Origin of the sequence: Paracoccus sp. S1E-3, from assembly GCF_013868135.1 — a bacterium.
In the GTDB taxonomy this organism is placed as follows: domain Bacteria; phylum Pseudomonadota; class Alphaproteobacteria; order Rhodobacterales; family Rhodobacteraceae; genus Paracoccus.
Window position 1 is genome coordinate 1,361,400 of the sequence record NZ_JACEMU010000004.1, and the last position, 18,560, is coordinate 1,379,959.

The window sequence follows — 18,560 nt, forward strand, 5'->3', positions numbered from 1 at the left end:
TCCCTACAAAGGCCAGAAGATGGGGATCGTCGCAGCCGCCGTCAACGCCATCAGCAGGTTCAGCGGCAGCCCGACACGGATAAAATCGGCAAAGCGATAGCCGCCGGGGCCATAGACCAAGGTATTGGTCTGATAGCCGATCGGGGTGGCAAAGCTGGCCGAAGCCCCCATCATCACCGCGATGATCAGCGGCCGCGGATCCACCCCCAGCGACAGCGCCAGGCTGATCGCGACCGGGGTGACGATCACCGCCACTGCGTTGTTGGTGACCAGTTCAGTCAGCGTCGTCGCCAGCAGATAGACCGCCAGCACCAGCGCCCAATGGGGCAGACCGGCCAGATACGGGGCGACCCAGGACACCACCAGTTCGACCGCGCCGGAATTTTCCAGCCCGGCGCCCACCGCCAGCATGGCGAAGATCAGGGCCATCAGGCGGCCGTCGACAAAGCTCAGCGCCTCGTCGGCATCGATGCAGCGCGTGCCCAGAACGATCGCTACGCCGATGAAGGACAGGACCAGGATCGGCGCGATATCCAGCGCCGACAGGATCACCACGGCGGCCAGCACCGCCACCACGATCGGCGCATGTTTGCGCCGATATGCGCGGTCGGAGGGCGCGCTGACCTCGACCATCTCCATATCGGCCGACAGGCGCTGAATATCGGCGGGCGCGCCTTCCAGCAGCAGTGTATCGCCCACGCGGACGACCAGATCGTCCAGCTGACGCCCGATATTCTGGTTCTTGCGATGCGCGGCCAGCACATAGACGCCATAGCGTCGCCGCAGCCGCATCGACCCCAGCGAACGCCCGATCATGTGGCAGCCGGGCGTGATCAGAACCTCGACCGTCGAGGTCTGAACCGAGCTGAGCTTGTCGACCATGCGCAGGTCCTTGTTGCCCTGCAGGCCCAGAACCTCGGACATCGGAGTGCGCAGCACGACGCGGTCGCCGGCCTCCAGCGTGACCGCCGACAGATCGCGCCTGAGCGAGGCATCGCCCCGCAGCACATCGATGACGCGGGCGTTCTCGCGGGTAAAGATATCGACCTCGTCCAGCTTCTTGCCGAGCAGCGCGCTATCCTCGGGGATTGCCACCTCGGTGAAGAATTTCATCTTCGACCGGTTGGACATCAGCGAGGACATGGAATCGCGCGACGGCAGCAGGCGCGGTGCCACGAACAGCAGATACAGCAGCCCTACAACGGCCATCACCAGTCCGACCGGGGTGATTTCGAAGATCCCGAAGGCCGGCTGCCCGGCGGCACGCGCCACCCCGTCGACCAGCAGGTTGGTCGAGGTGCCGATCATCGTCACCGTGCCGCCCAGAATCGACAGATAGGACAGCGGCATCAGCAACTTGGACGGCGGCTGGTTCATCTCGCGCGCGAGCTGCATGAAGATCGGCATCATCACCACCACCAGAGGCGTATTGTTGACGAAGGCCGACATCGCCAGAACCGTGGCCGACACCCCCGCCAGGGTGGCGAAGGGCCGTTCGCGCGCATGACGCGCCGCGTGCTGGCCGATCCAGTCGAGCGCGCCGGTGCGCACCAGGCCGCCGACGATGATGAACATGAAGGCAATGGTCCAGGGCGCCGGGTTGGCGAGAACGCTGCTGACTTTGTCCATGGGCATGATGCCCAGCACCATCAGCACCACCGCCCCCAGAATGGCGGTGACCTCGGGCGGGTAGGTTTCACGGATGAACAGGGTCAGCATGCCGGCGATGACAAACATCGTGGCGATGGCCGAGGCGTTCCCGGTCAGTTCGATACCGAACATTCAGTCCTCAAGCTGGCGGCCGGTGCGCCGGCCAATCGGCGCATCTTTGGACGAACCGGACAGTCTGCGCAAGGTGGGGAGGCGTCTCAGATGGACTCGGGCGGCATGGCGGGCGCCAGCCGACCGCCCTCGCGGATGGGCCAGACATGGCGGGCGAGGCCGGTGCGGTCGTCGGTCTCGACCATGACGCCCGCCAGCGTCACCGCCCCCTCGGCCGGGGTGAAGCGGTCGCGGGCCATGCCGGTGACGAAACGGCGCATCGGCTCGGCCTTGTCCATGCCGATGACGCTGTCATAGTCGCCGCACATCCCCGCATCGGTCAGATAGGCCGTGCCGCGATTGAGGATCTGCGCGTCCGCCGTCGGCACATGGGTATGCGTGCCCACGACCAGGCTGGCGCGGCCGTCACAGAAATGCCCGGCCGCCATCTTCTCCGAACTCGCCTCGGCATGGAAATCCACCATCGCGGCCTGAACGCCCGCCATCGCGCCCATCGGATGCGCGCGCAAAACCCCATCCAGCGCCGAAAACGGGTCGTCGAAGGCACGCTTCATGAAAACATTCCCCAGCACCTGCGCGACCATGACCTTGCGCCCGCGCGTCGCCTCGAATACCCCTGCGCCGCGCCCCGGCGCGTCCTTGGCGAAATTGATCGGGCGCAGGACACGCGGCTCCTTCTCGATGAAGCCGATCATGTCCTTCTGGTCAAAGGCGTGATCGCCCAGCGTCACCACATCGGCACCCGCGGCCAGCAGAAGCTGGGCATGGCCACCCGAAAGCCCCATTCCGCCCGAAGCGTTTTCGCCGTTCACGACGCAGAAATCGGCCCGCAGCGATGCCTTCAGCGGGGCCAGACGTTCAACCACCGCCGCGCGCCCTGCCCGCCCCATCACGTCGCCCAGAAACAGAATCCGCATCGCACCGCCCTTCAGATCTGGCCTCTTTAACCGGCCGCCGGGGTCCACGTCTACCTGTCCGCCCCGCGCCGCAGCCCTGTTCGGAATAATAATGAAAATGCTGAGGCATCAAGCGGCTCTTAATCTTTGCGCCGTATAGGTCGTGCCAGGACCAGCTATGAGGACGGCGATGACCGAATCAACCCGACTGACTGACAGTGATCGCATCAAGGCGCTCAGCCGCGCGCGGGCGATGATCGAATTTACGCCGGATGGCACGATCGTGGACGTGAACGAGAACTTCCTGCACCTGATGGACTATCGACGCGAAGACATCATCGGCCGCCATCACCGCATTTTCGCCAGGCCCGAATTTGCCAACAGCGCCGATTATGCCGATTTCTGGCGGCAGCTCGGCGCTGGCGCGGCCTTCAGCTCCGATGTCGAACGGGTCACGCGCACCGGCAGGAATCTGTGGGTCCGGGGCAGCTATATGCCAATTCTCGACAATGACGGCAGGGTCGCGGGGGTCCTGAAGATCGCGACCGACATCACCGCCGACCGGGCGGCGCGGGCAACCATCATCCGCGGCCTGGGTGAACTGGCGGAAGGCCGGCTCGGCTTCCGCATGGGCCCGGACTATCCGCCGGAATTCAATATCGTGCGCGAATGTCTGAATCGCACCTTCGACAATTTCGCCACCATGGTGAACGAGATCCGTGCCCGCGCCGAGATGATCCGTCAGGAAGCCGCACAGATCGCCCAAGGCGCTGACGATCTGGCGCGCCGCGGGGAAAGCCAGGCCGCCTCGCTGGAACAGACGGCCGCCGCGGTCGAGCAGATCTCGGGCAACACCACCATGACCAGCGCCGCCGCGCGCGAGGTGAACAGCGCCGCGCAGGAAGCTGAAAAGGTCGTCAAGCACGGCAATGACGTTGTCTCCGACGCCGTCGCCGCCATTGAGCGGATCGAGCAGCACACCAGAAGCATGGGCGAATTTACCCGCGTCATCGAGAACTTCGCTTTCCAGACCAACCTGCTGTCGATCAACGCCGCCGTCGAGGCGGCCCGCGCCGGCGAGGTCGGCCGGGGTTTCGCGGTGGTCGCGCAGGAGGTGCGCAACCTCGCGCAGCAATCGGGCAAGGCCTCGCAGAGCATCGCCGAGCTGATCGGCAAAAGCGAAGCCGAGGTCCAGTCGGGCGCGGCCCTGGTGCGCCAGACCGGTTCCGCCCTGAACAACATCCAGACCGCCGTGCGCGGAGTGGTCGACAATATCTCGGGGATTGCCCATGCCACCGCCGAACAGTCGACCGGCGTGCAGGAGGTGTCTTCGGCGCTTTCGCATCTCGACAGCGTGAACCAGGCCAATCTGTCGATGTCGGAAAGCTATGCGACGGCGGCCTCATCGCTGTCGTCGCAGGTGAACGAACTGACCCAGCTGCTGGCGAAATTCGAAACCGGAACCGTGCCTCAGGGTCATACGTCCTTCCCAAGACAGGTCGCCTGACGGATATCGCAGCGCCCCGCCCCCTCCGGAAAGGTCGGGCGGGCTTTGCCTGTTCCCACGGGTTCAGAACGCCCGGATCGGGCGTTTTGGCCGCGCACCCCCCTGTAAACCGTGCATCCCCTGTAGAACTGTCACAATCCGCGCCTATATCAGCTGGACTGACCGGGAGAGCCGCATGACCAACGAACCGCAAGACTGGCTCGAGGCAGAGCTGCAGGATTCGCTTGACGAAGATTACGAGCTGGAGCTCGAGGATGCCGTCCTCAGCCGCGAGATCAAGCAGATCTATCGTGACACCCACCCCGACCAGATGGATCGCAAGCAGTATTTCAAGAACCTCCTGCATCTGCAATCCGAACTGATCAAGCTTCAGGATTGGGTCAGCCACTACAAGGAAAAGGTCGTGGTCATCTTCGAGGGCCGCGACAGCGCCGGCAAAGGGGGCGCCATCAAGCGCATCACCCAGCGCCTGAACCCGCGCGTGGCCCGCGTGGTGGCGCTGCCCGCCCCCTCCGACCGGGAAAAGACGCAATGGTATTTCCAGCGCTATGTCCCGCACCTGCCCGCCGGCGGTGAGATCGTCCTGTTCGACCGCAGCTGGTACAACCGCGCCGGGGTCGAAAGGGTCATGGGCTTCGCCACTGAACCACAGGTCGAGCAGTTCTTCGACGACGTGCCCGAATTCGAACGCATGCTGGTCCGCTCGGGCATCAGGCTGGTGAAATACTGGTTTTCGGTCACCGACGAGGAACAGCAGATGCGCTTCCTGATGCGCATCCATGACCCGATGAAGCAGTGGAAGCTGTCGCCCATGGACCTGCAATCGCGCGTCCGCTGGGAGGCCTATACCAAGGCGAAGGAGGAGATGTTCGAACGCACCAATATCCCCGAAGCCCCGTGGTATATCGTTCCCGGCAATGACAAGCGCCGCGCCCGGCTGAACTGTATCGACCACCTGTTGTCGCTGATGCCCTATACCGAGGTGCCGCACGAGGACATCGCCCTGCCGGAACGCGTGTTCAACCCGGACTACGAACGCGACGTGTTGCCGCGCGACCTCTATGTCCCGCAGAAATACTGAACGTTCGCCCGGGTTTCAGCCCTTCGTGGACCGGCAGTTATTTTCTTGACGCATGGGCAACAACAGGCGCAGTGTGTTGTTATTTCATGCACATGGCGTATTATCCGCGAATGTTCCGAAATTTGATGTCCCGCCTTTTCAGCCAGGATCCACCGTCCGCACCCTTGAGGGGACAGGACGCCGAGGTGGCGTTGGCGGCGCTGTTGGTCCGCATCGCCCGTGCGGATGAGCGCTACACCCGTGAGGAGGCCGCCCGCATCGACCAGATTCTGGCCCGACGTCGCGGTCTGGACGCGAACGAGGCGGCCGAGCGCCGCGTCGCCGCCGAGATGATCGAAGCCGAGGCCCCCGATACGGTGCGCTTCACCCGCCTGATCAAGGACCGCATTGCGCTGGAAGACCGCACCGATATTATCGCCGCGCTGTGGGAAATCGCCTATGCCGATGGAAATCGCACCCCCGACGAGGAGTCGCTGGTGCGGCTGGTCGCCGGTCTTCTTGGCATAAACGATCGCGACTCCGGCCTGATCAGGCAGCGCGTCATCGCGGAACTCGGACTGGCGCAGGGCTAGGATGTGAAGGCGCGCAGCCGCAGCCATCTTCCCGCGCCAGTGGCCAATCAACTCTCGGATCGTTGTCCATCAGAAAGGGGTCTGCGCGAATCGCGGCTGCACGGCCCCGGCTTGGCCTGGAAGGCGAAATGGCGCGTTTCGACCGCTTGGCCGTGGAAGGTTTTCCGGTCTTGCAGCCTGGTCGCGCGCAGCTTTTGCCGGAATGCGCTGAACCGATGCTGGAGGGGATCACGCGATTCGTGGAAGTCGAACACCCGCGCCCCGAGGAAGGGGCTCTGGGACACTCTCGCATTCCCCGTTTTGGCAACACCAGGACGAAGAAAGGCCGCCGGCGGCGCGTTGAAATCTGATCGCGGGTTGGCTGCGGGGATGAACCGATACCGCCCCGAAAGGAAGGACAGAACCGCCACCATGAAAGCGATGTCTCCAGATATTCTGTTATCTGTTTAATTATATTTGATAAATTCCAAAGATCCGCCGCCAGTGACAGCGTTGCGGTTGCCAAAAAGAAGGCATGTCCCCGCAACGCCAGCTCTATCCTGGTCGGCACGAATCAGACCGTATCCAGATACAGTTCGATCGTTTCCTCATCGGTCAGCTCGGCCATGTAATGCAGCTCCTGCCGCTTGGTCATGACGAAATTGTCGATCAGGTGCTGCGAGAAGATGCGCTTCATCTCGGGGCAGGTGGCGAAGGCGTCGATCGCCTCGCCCCAGCTGCCGGGCAGTTGATCCAGCTTCTTGTCATAGGCGTTGCCCTCGAAGGGGGGCGGCGCGTCCAGCTTGTCCTCGATACCGTTCAGGGCCGCGCCCAGAATGGCGGCCATCATCAGATAGGGGTTCACGTCGCCGCCGGCCACGCGATGCTCGATCCGACGCGCGGCATTCGGCGAGGACGGAATGCGGATCGCGGCAGTGCGGTTTTCGTAGGCCCAGCCGATGCCGGTGGGCGCATGGGCGTTGGGCACCAGCCGGTCATAGCTGTTTTCATGCGGCGCGAAGATCAGGGTCGAGCCGGGCATCGCCCGCAACAGCCCCGCCACCGCGTGGCGCAGCAGGTCCGAGCCCTTTTCGGTCCCGTTGTCGAAGATATTGCGCCCCTCGGCGTCGAGGATCGAGAAATGCATGTGCAGCCCCGAGCCCGACCAGACTTCGTAAGGCTTCGCCATGAAGCTTGCGGCAAAGCCGAATTCGCGCGCGACGCCCTTGGTCATCATCTTGAAAAGCCACGCATCATCCGCCGCCTTCAGCGGGTCGGGCTGGTGCATCATGTTGATCTCGAACTGACCCAGCGCGGCCTCGGAAATCGCGGTATCGGCGGGAATGTCCATCAGCTCGCAGGCATCGTAAAGCCGGGTAAAGAACTGGTCGAAGGCATCCAGCGCCCGCAGGCTGAGGGTTTCGGCCCCGGTGCGGCGCTTGCCGGAACGCGGACTGCGCGGCACCCGCAACTTGTGGCCGGAATCGTCGATGACGAAAAACTCCATCTCGGTCGCCACCACCGGGGTCAGACCAGCCGCCGTGTAGCGGTCGACCACGCGCGCCAGTGCCTGACGCGGATCGCCATCATACGGTCGCCCGTCCGGGTGGAACATCCACAAGGGCAGCAGCGCCGAGGGCGCGTCCAGCCACGGCATCGGCATGAAGCCGCGTTCGGTGGGCATCAGCAGCGCGTCGGGATCACCGGATTCGAAGACCAGCGGCGAGTTCTCGATATCCTCGCCCCAGATGTCCATGTTGAGGACCGAATAGGGGAACTTGGTCCCCTCGGTCTGCAGTTTGCCGGCGAAGCGCGCGGGCACACGCTTGCCGCGCGGCACGCCGTTCAGATCGGCTGCGGCCACGCGAATGGTGCGCACTTCGGGATGTTCGGCAAGCCAGTCCATTTGTCACCTGATCAGTTGCGGCCGATAGCGGATCCGCTTTGCGGCCCCCGGAAGGTGCCGGTTCAGCCGCCTGTTGACCAGTCCGAACAGCGAGATCAGCACCAAGGTCAACAGGATGAAATAAACCGCCACGATCGGATAGGCGACAAAGGGATTGAAGGTCTTGTCGGCAAAGTAATTCGCGTAGTAGAGCGCATCCCCCTGCTGCGCGAAGGCCGGGAAGCTGGAGAAGAACACCAGCGTCGTGGCGTGGAACAGGAAAATCGCCTCGTTCGTATAGGCCGGCCAGGCCAGCCGCATCATCGTCGGCCAGACGATCCTGCGGAAGCGCTTCCAGCCGGTCATGCCGTAAGCGTCGGCAGCTTCCAGATCGCCCTTGGGCACGGTTTGCAGCGCGCCGTAAAAGATCTCGGCCGAATAGGCGGTGGTGTTCAGGATCAGCACGATCAATGCGCCGGCCCACGCCTTGGTCAGCCAGCCGGTGGCGACGGTGATGCCGAAGATCTCGATCCCGGCGCGGGGCAGCAGTACGAACAGCTGGTAGGCCAGGAAGAACTGGATGAACAGCGGGCTGCCGCGGAACAGGAAGATGAAGCCCTCGGCCGGCTTGCGGATCCACGGCCGGGCGGATGCCTTGGCCATCGCCAGCGCATTGGCCAGGAAGAAGCCGAACAGCAGCGCGAAGAAGCCGAAATACAGGTTCCAGATCAGGCCCGAGCCGATCAGCGTCACCTGCGTGCACAGGTCGAACTCGGTCCGGGGCAGCAGCTTTTCACCGATGCCGATGGCACGCAGCCCGTAATCGAGGATGGTTTGTCCGCAGCTCATGCGGCCGCCTTTCGCATGGCTTCCCCGGCCAGCGTGGCCTGCCCCTTGGTCAGGTGGCGCATCAGCCGGCGCAGCACGCGCTCGGAAATCGCCGTCATCAGCAGATAGAAGATCAGGATGGCCAGGAAGTAATAGAGCCGCCAGTCAGGATGGGGATAGGCGAAGGACGAGGTTTTCGAGGCCCCAAGCTGACGCGCCCAGTAGACGATGTCCTCGACCCCCAGCAGGAACAGCAGCGGCGTCGCCTTGATCAGGATCATCCACAGATTGGACAGGCCCGGCACCGCATAGGCCCACATTTGCGGGATCAGAATACGGCGGTTCATCTGCCGGCGGGTCATGCCGTAAGCCTCGGCCGTTTCCAGTTGCGCGGCGGGCACCGCGTTCATCGCCCCATAGAGCACATTGGCCGCGAAGGCGCCGAAGACGATGGAAAAGGCCAGCACGGCCAGGAAAAAGCCATAGGCGTCATGCATCCATTCGGGGCTGGTCGCGCGCGGCAGCTTGGCGGCGGCGCAGACCACGAAATCGCTGCCCTGCCGGACCGGAACCGAGGTGTCGCAATAGACCCGGCTGCGCAGATATTCGAACAGCTGATCCAGCGCGATCGGCACGAACATGAAGAAGACGATATCGGGGACGCCCCGCACCATCGCGGTGTAGATCTTGCCGAACCAGCGCAAGGGCGGCACTTGCGACCGCGCTGCCAGCGCGCCGCCGAAGCCGAACAGAAGGGCGATCGGCGCGGTGATCGCCAGCAGCAAAAGAACGGTGCCGAAGCTGGCGTAGAACTGCATATGCGTCCCGGATGTCAGATAGCATGACAGCCAGACCAGCCCTTCCAGCGATTTCGGATCAGCGCAATATTCGAACATCTTTGCATCGCCCCGCCACCGTCACCGGCGGCGGGGCGCCGTATCAGCTTGCCGGAGGCGTGATCTTGGCTTCGGCCTTGGGCACGCCGGTGCCGTCCGGGCCGAAATACATTCCGGTCTCGTTGAACCACTTCTCGATCAACCCGTTCAGGGTGCCGTCTTCCTTCATCGAGGTGATCGCCGCGTCCATCTTGTCGCGCAATTCGGTATCGGATTTGCGGATCCCGACGCCGAGACCACCACCCAGCGCCACATCCTCGCCGACCCAGGACAGTTCGCCATTCGATTCGGCGACGACCGGCTCCAGGAAGTCCTTGTCGGCGAAGGCGGCCTGCGCCTCGCCATTGCGGACTGCAGCGACGGTTTCATCGGGGGTGGCGAATTCCAGCAGGGTAGCGCCGGATTCAGCGACATGGGCCGCCTGGATCGTCGCGGTCTGGGCGGCCACGACCGCGCCTTCGCCGACATTGGTGTCCGCCGACAGCGCCGCATAGGCCGAAGCGGCCGGCGGCAGGTAGTTCTGGGTAAAGTCGATCTCCTGCTTGCGCTCATCGGTGATCGACATGCCGGCCATGATCGCGTCATAGTTCGAGGACTTCAGGTTCGGCAGGATCGAATCCCAGTCATTCTTGACCCAGACGCATTCCAGTTCGGCGCGCTTGCAGATCTCGTTGCCGACATCGATGTCAAAGCCGTCCAGATCGCCCTTGTCATTGATGAGGTTGTAGGGAGGGTAGGCCCCTTCCGAGGCGATCCGCACCGGCGCGGCCAGCCCCATTCCGGCGGTCAGCGCCAGAGTGGCGGCTGCAAGCATGAGTTTTTTCATTGTTTTCTCCTGTTGGTAAGTCAGACCGCCATGGTGGCGCTGAGGAATTGGCGCAGACGTTCCGTCCTTGGGGCGCCAAATACCTGATCGGGCGGTCCTTCTTCTTCGACCCGTCCCTGATGCAGGAATACGACGTGATCGCTGACATCGGCGGCAAGCCGCATGTCATGCGTCACCAGAATCATGGTGCGATGCTCGGCGGCGAGATCCTTGATGACCTTCACCACCTCCTGCTGCAATTCGGGATCCAGCGCGCTGGTGGGTTCGTCGAACAGCAGTGCCTTCGGCTCCATGCACAGCGCGCGGGCGATGGCGGCGCGCTGCTGCTGGCCCCCCGACAGCTGCGCGGGCCAGGCATCGGCCTTGTCGGCGATGCCCACCTTGGCCAGCAGCTTGCGGGCGCGGGCCTCGACCTCGGCCGGGTTCTGGCCCAGCACGGTGATGGGTGATTCCATCACGTTCTGCAGGATGGTCATGTGCGCCCACAGGTTGAACTGCTGGAAGACCATCGACAGCTGGGTGCGGATGCGGGTGACCTGGGCGCGGTCGGCGGGCATCCGGGCCAGGCCCTGTCCTTTCCAGCGCACCGGTTCGCCCATGAACATGATCTCGCCCTGCTGACTGTTTTCCAGCAGGTTGCAGCAGCGCAGCAAGGTGGATTTGCCTGACCCGGACGATCCGATCAGGCTGACCACATGGCCGCGCGGGGCGGTCAGCGAGACACCCTTCAGCACCTCAAGCGGCCCGTAGGACTTGTGCAGATCACGGATCTCGATGACGGGCGTGGGTGTCGAAGTGTCGCTCATGGTGACCGGTATGTGGCGCGATTTCGTGCCGGATTGCAACGCTTTCATGCGACGCCTAGATTTGGGCAAATCTCAAGCGATGGCGAGACATGAAGATCGGCATTCTACAAACGGGGCAGGCACCCGAAACCATCCGGGGCGCTCTGGGCGATTACCCGGACCTGTTCGCGCAACTGCTGGCCAATCAGGGCTTCAGCTTCCGCAATTATCACGTCGAGGCGATGGATTTCCCCGCTTCGATCCGGGAGGCCGATGGCTGGCTGATTACCGGCTCGCGCCACGGCGCCTATGAGGATCATGCCTTCATCCCGCCGCTGGAGGCCTTCATCCGCGACGCCTATGCCGCCGCCGTGCCCATGGTCGGCATCTGTTTCGGCCATCAGATCATCGCCCAGGCCCTTGGCGGCAAGGTCGAGAAATTCAACGGCGGCTGGTCGGTCGGCGCGCAGGACTATGATTTCGGCGACGAGAAGCTGACCCTGAATGCCTGGCATCAGGATCAGGTGGTCGCCCGTCCCGATGGTGCCGAGGTCGCGGCCTCCAGCGGGTTCTGTGAAAACGCGGCGCTGATCTATCCGGGACGTGCCTTCACCGTGCAGGCCCATCCCGAGTTCCGCGACGATTTCGTGCAGGGCCTGATCGACACCCGCGCGCGCGGCATCGTGCCCGATGCGCTGCTGGACCGGGCCAATGCCCGCATGGGCGGCAAGCGCGACAGCGACGTGCTGGCCGCCCGCATCGCCGCCTTCTTCCATGCCGCCGAAGACGCGCGGCAGGAAAGCAGGACGCAGGGCGTGGCCTGATGTATTGCCCGACCGCCTTCGCCGAATCGCGCCCCGAGGTGCTGGCCGCGCTGATCCGCGCCCATCCGCTGGGGCTGCTGATTACGGTTGGGACGGACGGCACGGTGGCCAATCCTCTGCCCCTGCAGCTGACCGAAGACGGCCGGCTGCGCGCCCATCTGGCGCGCGCCAATCCGCAGATCCGCGATCTGGAAACCGGCGCCCCGGTGCTGGTCGTGTTTCAGGGCGAACAAAGCTATATCTCGCCCGAATGGTATCCGACCAAGCAGGACAGCGGCAAAGTGGTGCCGACCTGGAACTATCTGATGGTGCAGGCGCGCGGCACCCCGCGCCTGATCGCCGATGCGGGCTGGCTGCGCGGACAGGTCGATGATCTGACCCGGCAGATGGAAAACGACCGGCACGCGCCATGGCAAGTCTCGGACGCGCCGGAGACCTATATCAATGCCCAACTTCGCGGCATCATCGGGATGGAGATCGCCATCACCGATCTGCGCGGCAAGTGGAAGGCGGGCCAGAACAAGGCGCCCGCCGACCGATCCGGCATGGCCGCGGCCCTTGGCCCGACCCATCCGGCACTTGCCGATGCCGCCCTATCATCAGGATCCCCATGACCCCCGACTGGCTGGAACAGACCCCGAAAGCGGCGCAGAACTTTGTGTCCGGGCGCCGCCTGGACGAGATCGAATGCATCGTCGCCGATATCGCGGGCGTTGCCCGCGGCAAGGCGATGCCGGCATCGAAATTCGCCCGTCAGGAGAAATTCTTCCTGCCGAACTCGATCTTCCTGCAGACGATAACCGGGGAATGGGCTGACAACCCTTCGGGGGCGTTCACCGAACCCGACATGATCCTGACCCCGGATTATTCCACCACCACCGCCGCGCCCTGGACCGCCGATTATACCTTGCAGGTCATCCACGACGTTTACGACCAGCAGGGCCAGCCGGTTCCGGTCGCACCGCGCAACGTGCTGAAACGCGTGGTCTCGCTGTTCGAGGCCAAGGGTTGGCGGCCCATCGTGGCGCCCGAGATGGAATTCTTCCTCGTCGCCCGCAATATCGACCCGAACCAGCCGATCATCCCGCCCATGGGCCGCTCGGGCCGGCGTGCGGCGGCCAAGCAGGCCTATTCGCTGTCGGCGGTGGATGAATATGGCAAGGTCATCGACGACATCTATGATTTCGCCGAAGCGCAGGGATTCGAAATCGACGGCATCCTGCAGGAAGGCGGCGCCGGCCAGATCGAGATCAACCTCGCCCATGGCGACCCGGTGCGGCTGGCCGACGAGATCTTCTTTTTCAAGCGCCTAATCCGCGAGGCCGCGCTGCGCCATGATTGCTATGCCACCTTCATGGCCAAGCCGATCGAGGGCGAGCCGGGATCGGCCATGCATATCCACCACTCGGTCGTGGATCTGGCGACGGGGCAGAACATCTTCTCCGATCCCAAAGGCGCCGAGGCCCCGCAATTCCTGCATTTCATTGCCGGGATGCAGAACCACCTGCCCGCCGCCGTGGCGTTGCTCGCCCCTTACGTGAACAGCTATCGCCGTTACGTCCCCGATTTCGCCGCACCCATCAACCTTGAATGGGGCCGCGACAACCGCACCACCGGTCTGCGGGTGCCGATTTCCGGGCCCGAGGCGCGGCGCGTCGAAAACCGGCTGGCGGGGATGGATTGCAACCCCTATCTGGGCCTCGCCGCGTCACTGGCCTGCGGCTATCTGGGCCTGATCGAGGGGAAAGACCCGCGCCCGGAATGCCTCGGCGACGCCTATATCTCGGAAGACGAATTGCCGCTGACGCTGGGCGATGCGCTGGATCTGATGGTCGAAAGCGCCCCCATGCGCGAGGTGCTGGGCGAGGAGTTCATCAATGTCTATGAATCCGTGAAGCGCAACGAATACAAGGAGTTCCTTCAGGTCATCTCGCCATGGGAGCGCGAGCATCTGCTGCTGAACGTCTGAATATGCAGGCCCCGGTTCACGCCGGGGCCTTTTCCTTTTCAGATCGTGAACAGGCCCAGACCCCTTACGACCTCGCGCCTGGTCGCCTCGGTCCGTTCGCGCGCTCTTTCGGTGCCGCGCCGGATCACGTCGAGGATATGGCCGCGATCCTTCCCCAGTGCCGCCCGCCGCGCCCGGATCGGCGCGATCAGATCCTGCAAGATGCCCTCCAGCCGGGCCTTGATGACCGCATCGCCCAACCCGCCGCGCCGGTAATGCGCCTTCATCTCGTTCAGCCCGACCTTGTCATCGTCGAAAGTGTCGAGATAGCTGAAGACCACGTTCCCCTCGACCCGGCCCGGATCGCTGACATGCAGGTGCTGCGGATCGGTGGACATGGCCCGGACGGCGGTCCGGATCACCTCGGCCGAGGCATCCAGCGCAATCGCATTGCCCCCCGACTTCGATATCTTGGCCTTGCCGTCGATGCCCGGCAGCCGCAATGACCGCGCGCGCTTCGGGCAGAATGGCGGTTCCGGCGGTGGCATTGATGCGGCGCACGATCTCGTTCGTCTGCTCGATCAGCGGGGCCTGATCCTCGCCCACCGGCACCACGGTGACCTTGAAGGCGGTGATGTCGGCCGCCTGCGCGGCGGGATAGCACAGAAAGCCCGCCGGAATGTCGCGGCCAAAGCCGCGGGCACGGATCTCGTCCTTGATGGTCGGGTTGCGCTCCAGCCGCGCCACGCTGACGAAATTCAGATATAAAATCGACAGTTCAGCCAGAGCCGGCAGATGCGATTGCAGGCAGATCGTGGTCTGGTCGGGGTCGATGCCCACGGCCAGATAATCCAGCGCAACCTCGATCACGTTCTGGCGCAGCCGGGCGGGGTCATGCGCGTTATCGGTCAGCGCCTGCGCGTCGGCCAGCAGCAGGAACTGGTCGTGATCGCCCTGAAAGCGCAGCCGGTTGCGCAGCGATCCGGCGTAATGGCCGATATGCAGCGGGCCGGTCGTGCGGTCGCCGGTCAGGATGACGGGTTTGTCCATATGCGAGTCCTTTGGGAAAAAGGGGCCGCATGGGGTCGGGAAAACAAAAGGCCGCCCAAGCGGCGGCCCCATGGATAAGTGAATTGATCCGGCCGCCCTGTCAGGGGACCAGCCACAAGCGTAGCGAGGGGACCATCGGGTTTTCCATGACCGCAGAGGATAGCCTCGCCGCACGTTCGGATCAAACGAAACCGGATGACCGCTGACCCAAGCGCATCAGGTAATGACCCGTACCGGGATGGATTTCGCCGCCGGCGTCCCGCTGAGCGTGTCGACGAATTCGATCGGCAGCAGCGGGTTTAGTTCGGGATAATAACCCGCAACCGCCCCGCGCGGCAGCGGATAGTCCAGCACCGTCAGGCCGCTGACCATGCGCTTATGGCCATCGTCACAGATCGTCTCCAGCCCGACCACCTGTTCCTGCTGCAGCCCCCGCGCCTCGCGGTCTTCGGGGTTCATGAACAGCACCATCCGGTTGCCCCAGACCCCGCGATAGCGGTCGTTCGTGCTGTAGATCGTGGTGTTGAACTGATCCTGCGAGCGCACGGTCAACAGCCGCAGCATCTGCGGGTCGTCGACCGGCACATCGGCATGCAGCCCGTCGAGGACCAGAAAATTCGCCTTGCCGGTGTCAGTCGGGAACACCCGCTGGCGCGGCGGCACATCCAGAAAGAACCCGTCCGGCGCCTTCAGCCTTTCGTTGAAATCGGCGTAAATCTCGGGAAACACATCGGCGATGTAGTCGCGGATCAGGGCGTAATCCTGCGCGAACTCCGTCCAAGGCGTGCGCGAATCCGGCAGCGTCGCCATGGCGATGCGGCAGACGATCTCGGCCTCGGCCATGCAGTCGGGGCTGGCCGGCTCCAGTGTCCCGCGCGAGGCGGTGACCTGCGCCACCATATCCTCGATGGTCAGGGCCTGTTCGCCCTTTTCGGTCTGGATGACCTCGGACCGCGAGATGACCGGCAGGATCAGCGCCTCGCGCCCATGGATCACATGGCCCCGGTTCAGCTTGGTGTTGATCCCGACCGTCAGGTCAAGTTGCGACATCGCCTGATAGCTGCGCTCGGTATCGGGCACGGCGCGGACGAAATTGCCGCCCATGCCGATGAAGATCCGCGCCTCGCCCGTCATCATCGCCTCGACGGCTTTCTGCACGTTATGGCCGTCTTCGCGCGGGACCGGAAAGCCGAAAACACGCTCATAGTTGTCCAGCATCTGTTGGCGCGGGCGGTCGTTGATGCCGCAGGTGCGGTCGCCCTGTACATTGGAATGGCCGCGCACCGGCACGATTCCCGCGCCGGGCTTGCCGAAATTCCCACGCAGGAACAGGATATTGCACAACTGCTGCAGCAGCTCGGAGCCGCGCTGATGCTGGGTCAGGCCCATGCCGTAACAGATCATCGTCGCGTTCGAGCGGATATAGATATCGGCGAATTGACGGATCTGCTCCTCGCTGATGCCGGAGGTTTCGACGATCTCGGCCCAGTCCTGCGCCATGGCATCGGCGCGCACCGCATCGATGCCCAGCGTGTATTCGTCGATGAAGGCCCGGTCCAGCACGTCTTCGCCCGCCGCCTCGCGTTCCAAGATCGCCTTCATCATCCCCTTCATCACCGCCAGGTCGCCGCCCGCCTTCACATGCAGAAAGCCGCTGGCAATATCGTAATGCCCGAAGGTGATCATCTGCGGGATATTCTGCGGCGCGGTATAGGCGATCATCGCCCGTTCGGGCATGGGGTTGATCGAAATGATCGGGATGCCGCGCTTCCGCGCCTGCGCCAGATTGGTCATCATCCGGGGCGAGTTGCTGCCGGTATTCTGCCCAAAGATAAAAATCGCCTCGGTCTTGTCGAAATCCTCCAGCCTGCAGGTGCCCTTGCCCACCCCGATCGAGGGCGGCAGCCCCCGGCTGGTCGGCTCGTGGCACATGTTGGAGCAGTCGGGAAAGTTGTTGGTGCCATATTCGCGCACGAAGACCGACCACAGGAAGGCGACCTCGTTCGGCGTCCGCCCCGAGGTATAGAACTCGGCCTGGCGGCGGTTTTCCAGCCGGCGCAGATGCCTGCCGATCAGCGCGAAGGCATCGTCCCAACTGATCGGCACATATCTGTCGGTTCCGGGGTCATAGCGCATCGGCTCGGTCAGGCGCCCCTGCATTTCCAGCCAGTAATCGGACTGTTCGCGCAGCGCACTGACGGTGTGCCGGGCGAAGAAATCGCGGGTGACACGGTGGCGCGTGGCCTCGAATGCCAGCGCCTTCGCACCTTGTTCGCAGAATTCCAGCAACTCGCGATGGCAGGCATCGGGGAAGGCGCAACTGGGGCATTTGAACCCGCCCGGCTGGTTCATCGACAACAGCGCGCGCGAGCCCTTCACCAGCACGCTCTGCTTCATCAGTGCCTTGGCGGTGGCGGCCGCCGCCCCCCATCCGCCCGCCGGATGGTCATAGGGATGATAGCGCGGTTTGCGATCGTCCATCTGTATCTCCTGTGCGCATCGGATGCGGGAAGGCAGATCATGATCCGGCAAGGGCCGCATATGCGGGGCCGTTGTTTCAGGGTCTCATGCAGGTCCCGCCTTGGCAAGGATGCGCGACGCATCAGCGCGGATCACCCCGCGAGGATTTCGCGCACCAGCGGCGCGACCTTGGTGCCGAACAGTTCGATTGCGCGCATCGACATCTCATGCGGCAGGGTGCCATAGCTGTATTTCAGATCGAAGCGGTCCAGATCCAGCGTGCGCATCGTGGTGGCGATCTTGATGGCGACGGTCTCGGGCGCGCCGACATGCATCGCCCCATATTCGATATCGGCGATATACTGCTCCTTGCTGACCGGCCCCCAGCCCCGATCCCGTCCGACCCGGTCGCGGGAACGCTTGAAATGCGGGAAAAGCTGCTCGCGCGCGTCCTCGTCGGTATCGGCGACAAAGCCCGGCGCGTGAACCCCGATGGGCAGCGCCGGCATCCCGAATTCCGACAGCGAGCGGCGATACAGATCGACATAAGGCCGGAACCGCGCCGGATCGCCGCCGATCACCGCCAGCATCAGCGGAAAACCATAGCGGGCCGCGCGCACGACCGATTCCGGCGATCCGCCCACCCCGACCCAGACCGGCAGCGTGCCCCGCGCGGTTTTCGGAAACACCTCGGCGTCCACCAGCGGTGCGCGGTGCGAACCCGACCATGACACCGGGCCCTCGGCCCGCAGCGCCGCGAACAGGTCCAGCTTCTCGCTGAACAGGGTTTCGTAATCGGCCAGATCAAAACCGAACAGCGGGAAGGATTCCGTGAACGAGCCGCGCCCCAGCGTCACCTCGGCCCGGCCGTTCGACAGGCCGTCCAGCGTGGCGAAGCGCTCATAGACCCGGATCGGATCGTCCGAGCTGAGCACCGTCACCGCGCTGCCCAGCAGGATGCGGTCGGTCCTGGCCGCGATCGTCGCCAGCACCATGTCGGGCGCGGAGACGGCGAAGTCGTCACGGTGATGTTCGCCAATGCCGAAGGCGTCGACGCCGACCTGATCGGCCAGCACGCCCTGCGCCACCACATTGCGCAGCACTTCGTCATAAGGCGCCAGCGTGCCATCGGGCCGGGCATTCACATCCCCGAAGGTATCCAGGCCGAGCTGCAGATTTTCCGACGCCATCTTCCCTCCACGAATTGGCTGCACGAGCAGGTTTCCCGTCCAGCAAGGCTA

At 64.0% G+C, this 18,560-nt stretch carries 16 protein-coding genes and 1 pseudogene; 7 read left to right on the forward strand and 10 right to left on the reverse strand.

Going from position 1 to position 18,560, the window contains the following annotated elements:
* Positions 1-3: 3 nt before the first annotated feature.
* Entirely contained in the window at positions 4-1,782 is a 1,779-nt protein-coding gene (locus H1S04_RS06800) for an SLC13 family permease (protein ID WP_181744754.1), read from the reverse strand.
* Between the two features lie 86 nt (positions 1,783-1,868).
* Positions 1,869-2,699, reverse strand: a complete 831-nt coding sequence (locus H1S04_RS06805; protein ID WP_181744755.1) for a TIGR00282 family metallophosphoesterase — start codon at positions 2,697-2,699, stop codon at positions 1,869-1,871.
* Between the two features lie 169 nt (positions 2,700-2,868).
* On the opposite strand from H1S04_RS06805, the gene H1S04_RS06810 reads away from it, so the two are divergent.
* The 4 genes from H1S04_RS06810 to H1S04_RS06825 all read left to right on the forward strand — a co-directional run bounded on the left by H1S04_RS06810 (position 2,869) and on the right by H1S04_RS06825 (position 6,188).
* The gene (locus H1S04_RS06810) at positions 2,869-4,185 is read left to right on the forward strand and encodes a methyl-accepting chemotaxis protein (RefSeq protein ID WP_181744756.1); all 1,317 of its coding nucleotides are present in this window, start codon (positions 2,869-2,871) and stop codon (positions 4,183-4,185) included.
* Between the two features lie 175 nt (positions 4,186-4,360).
* Entirely contained in the window at positions 4,361-5,266 is a 906-nt protein-coding gene (gene ppk2, locus H1S04_RS06815; RefSeq protein ID WP_181744757.1) for a polyphosphate kinase 2, read from the forward strand.
* 110 nt (positions 5,267-5,376) lie between these two features.
* Positions 5,377-5,838, forward strand: coding sequence for a TerB family tellurite resistance protein (locus H1S04_RS06820; protein ID WP_181744758.1), 462 nt, complete (start codon positions 5,377-5,379; stop codon positions 5,836-5,838).
* 128 nt (positions 5,839-5,966) lie between these two features.
* The gene (locus H1S04_RS06825) at positions 5,967-6,188 is read left to right on the forward strand and encodes a hypothetical protein (RefSeq protein ID WP_181744759.1); all 222 of its coding nucleotides are present in this window, start codon (positions 5,967-5,969) and stop codon (positions 6,186-6,188) included.
* Positions 6,189-6,391: 203 nt separating this feature from the next.
* Here H1S04_RS06825 and H1S04_RS06830 read toward each other — a convergent pair whose 3' ends face one another.
* From H1S04_RS06830 to H1S04_RS06850, 5 genes are read right to left on the reverse strand one after another with little or no spacing between them, the layout of a single operon-like run.
* The gene (locus tag H1S04_RS06830; RefSeq protein ID WP_181744760.1) at positions 6,392-7,723 is read right to left on the reverse strand and encodes a glutamine synthetase family protein; all 1,332 of its coding nucleotides are present in this window, start codon (positions 7,721-7,723) and stop codon (positions 6,392-6,394) included.
* Between the two features lie 3 nt (positions 7,724-7,726).
* Complete coding sequence (locus H1S04_RS06835) at positions 7,727-8,551, reverse strand: ABC transporter permease (RefSeq protein ID WP_181744761.1); 825 nt, start codon at positions 8,549-8,551, stop codon at positions 7,727-7,729.
* On the reverse strand, positions 8,548-9,426 hold the full coding sequence (locus H1S04_RS06840; RefSeq protein ID WP_181744762.1) for an ABC transporter permease: 879 nt from the start codon (positions 9,424-9,426) through the stop codon (positions 8,548-8,550). Before H1S04_RS06840 ends, H1S04_RS06835 begins: the two co-directional genes overlap by 4 nt.
* Before the next feature lie 43 nt (positions 9,427-9,469).
* Positions 9,470-10,252, reverse strand: a complete 783-nt coding sequence (locus H1S04_RS06845; RefSeq protein WP_181744763.1) for a transporter substrate-binding domain-containing protein — start codon at positions 10,250-10,252, stop codon at positions 9,470-9,472.
* 20 nt (positions 10,253-10,272) lie between these two features.
* A complete protein-coding gene (locus H1S04_RS06850; protein ID WP_181744764.1) occupies positions 10,273-11,058 on the reverse strand; it encodes an ABC transporter ATP-binding protein in 786 nt (261 codons plus the stop codon).
* A gap of 89 nt (positions 11,059-11,147) precedes the next feature.
* On the opposite strand from H1S04_RS06850, the gene H1S04_RS06855 reads away from it, so the two are divergent.
* The 3 genes from H1S04_RS06855 to H1S04_RS06865 are packed head-to-tail and all read left to right on the forward strand — an operon-like array spanning position 11,148 to position 13,830.
* Positions 11,148-11,861, forward strand: coding sequence for a type 1 glutamine amidotransferase (locus tag H1S04_RS06855; protein WP_181744765.1), 714 nt, complete (start codon positions 11,148-11,150; stop codon positions 11,859-11,861).
* Positions 11,861-12,475 (forward strand): FMN-binding negative transcriptional regulator, encoded by a 615-nt coding sequence (locus H1S04_RS06860; protein ID WP_181744766.1) that lies wholly within the window; start codon positions 11,861-11,863, stop codon positions 12,473-12,475. Before H1S04_RS06855 ends, H1S04_RS06860 begins: the two co-directional genes overlap by 1 nt.
* Positions 12,472-13,830, forward strand: a complete 1,359-nt coding sequence (locus H1S04_RS06865; RefSeq protein WP_181744767.1) for a glutamine synthetase family protein — start codon at positions 12,472-12,474, stop codon at positions 13,828-13,830. Before H1S04_RS06860 ends, H1S04_RS06865 begins: the two co-directional genes overlap by 4 nt.
* Before the next feature lie 38 nt (positions 13,831-13,868).
* Here the strand turns inward: H1S04_RS06865 and trpS are convergent.
* From trpS to H1S04_RS06880, 3 genes and pseudogenes are all read right to left on the reverse strand, one after another.
* Positions 13,869-14,859: pseudogene (gene trpS / locus H1S04_RS18895) on the reverse strand (tryptophan--tRNA ligase).
* Positions 14,860-15,075: 216 nt separating this feature from the next.
* Positions 15,076-17,340, reverse strand: coding sequence for an FdhF/YdeP family oxidoreductase (locus tag H1S04_RS06875; RefSeq protein ID WP_181744768.1), 2,265 nt, complete (start codon positions 17,338-17,340; stop codon positions 15,076-15,078).
* A 131-nt stretch (positions 17,341-17,471) separates the two neighbouring features.
* Positions 17,472-18,509 carry an LLM class flavin-dependent oxidoreductase gene (locus H1S04_RS06880; protein ID WP_181744769.1) on the reverse strand — a complete coding sequence of 346 codons (1,038 nt, stop codon included), beginning with the start codon at positions 18,507-18,509 and terminating at the stop codon, positions 17,472-17,474.
* Positions 18,510-18,560: the final 51 nt, after the last annotated feature.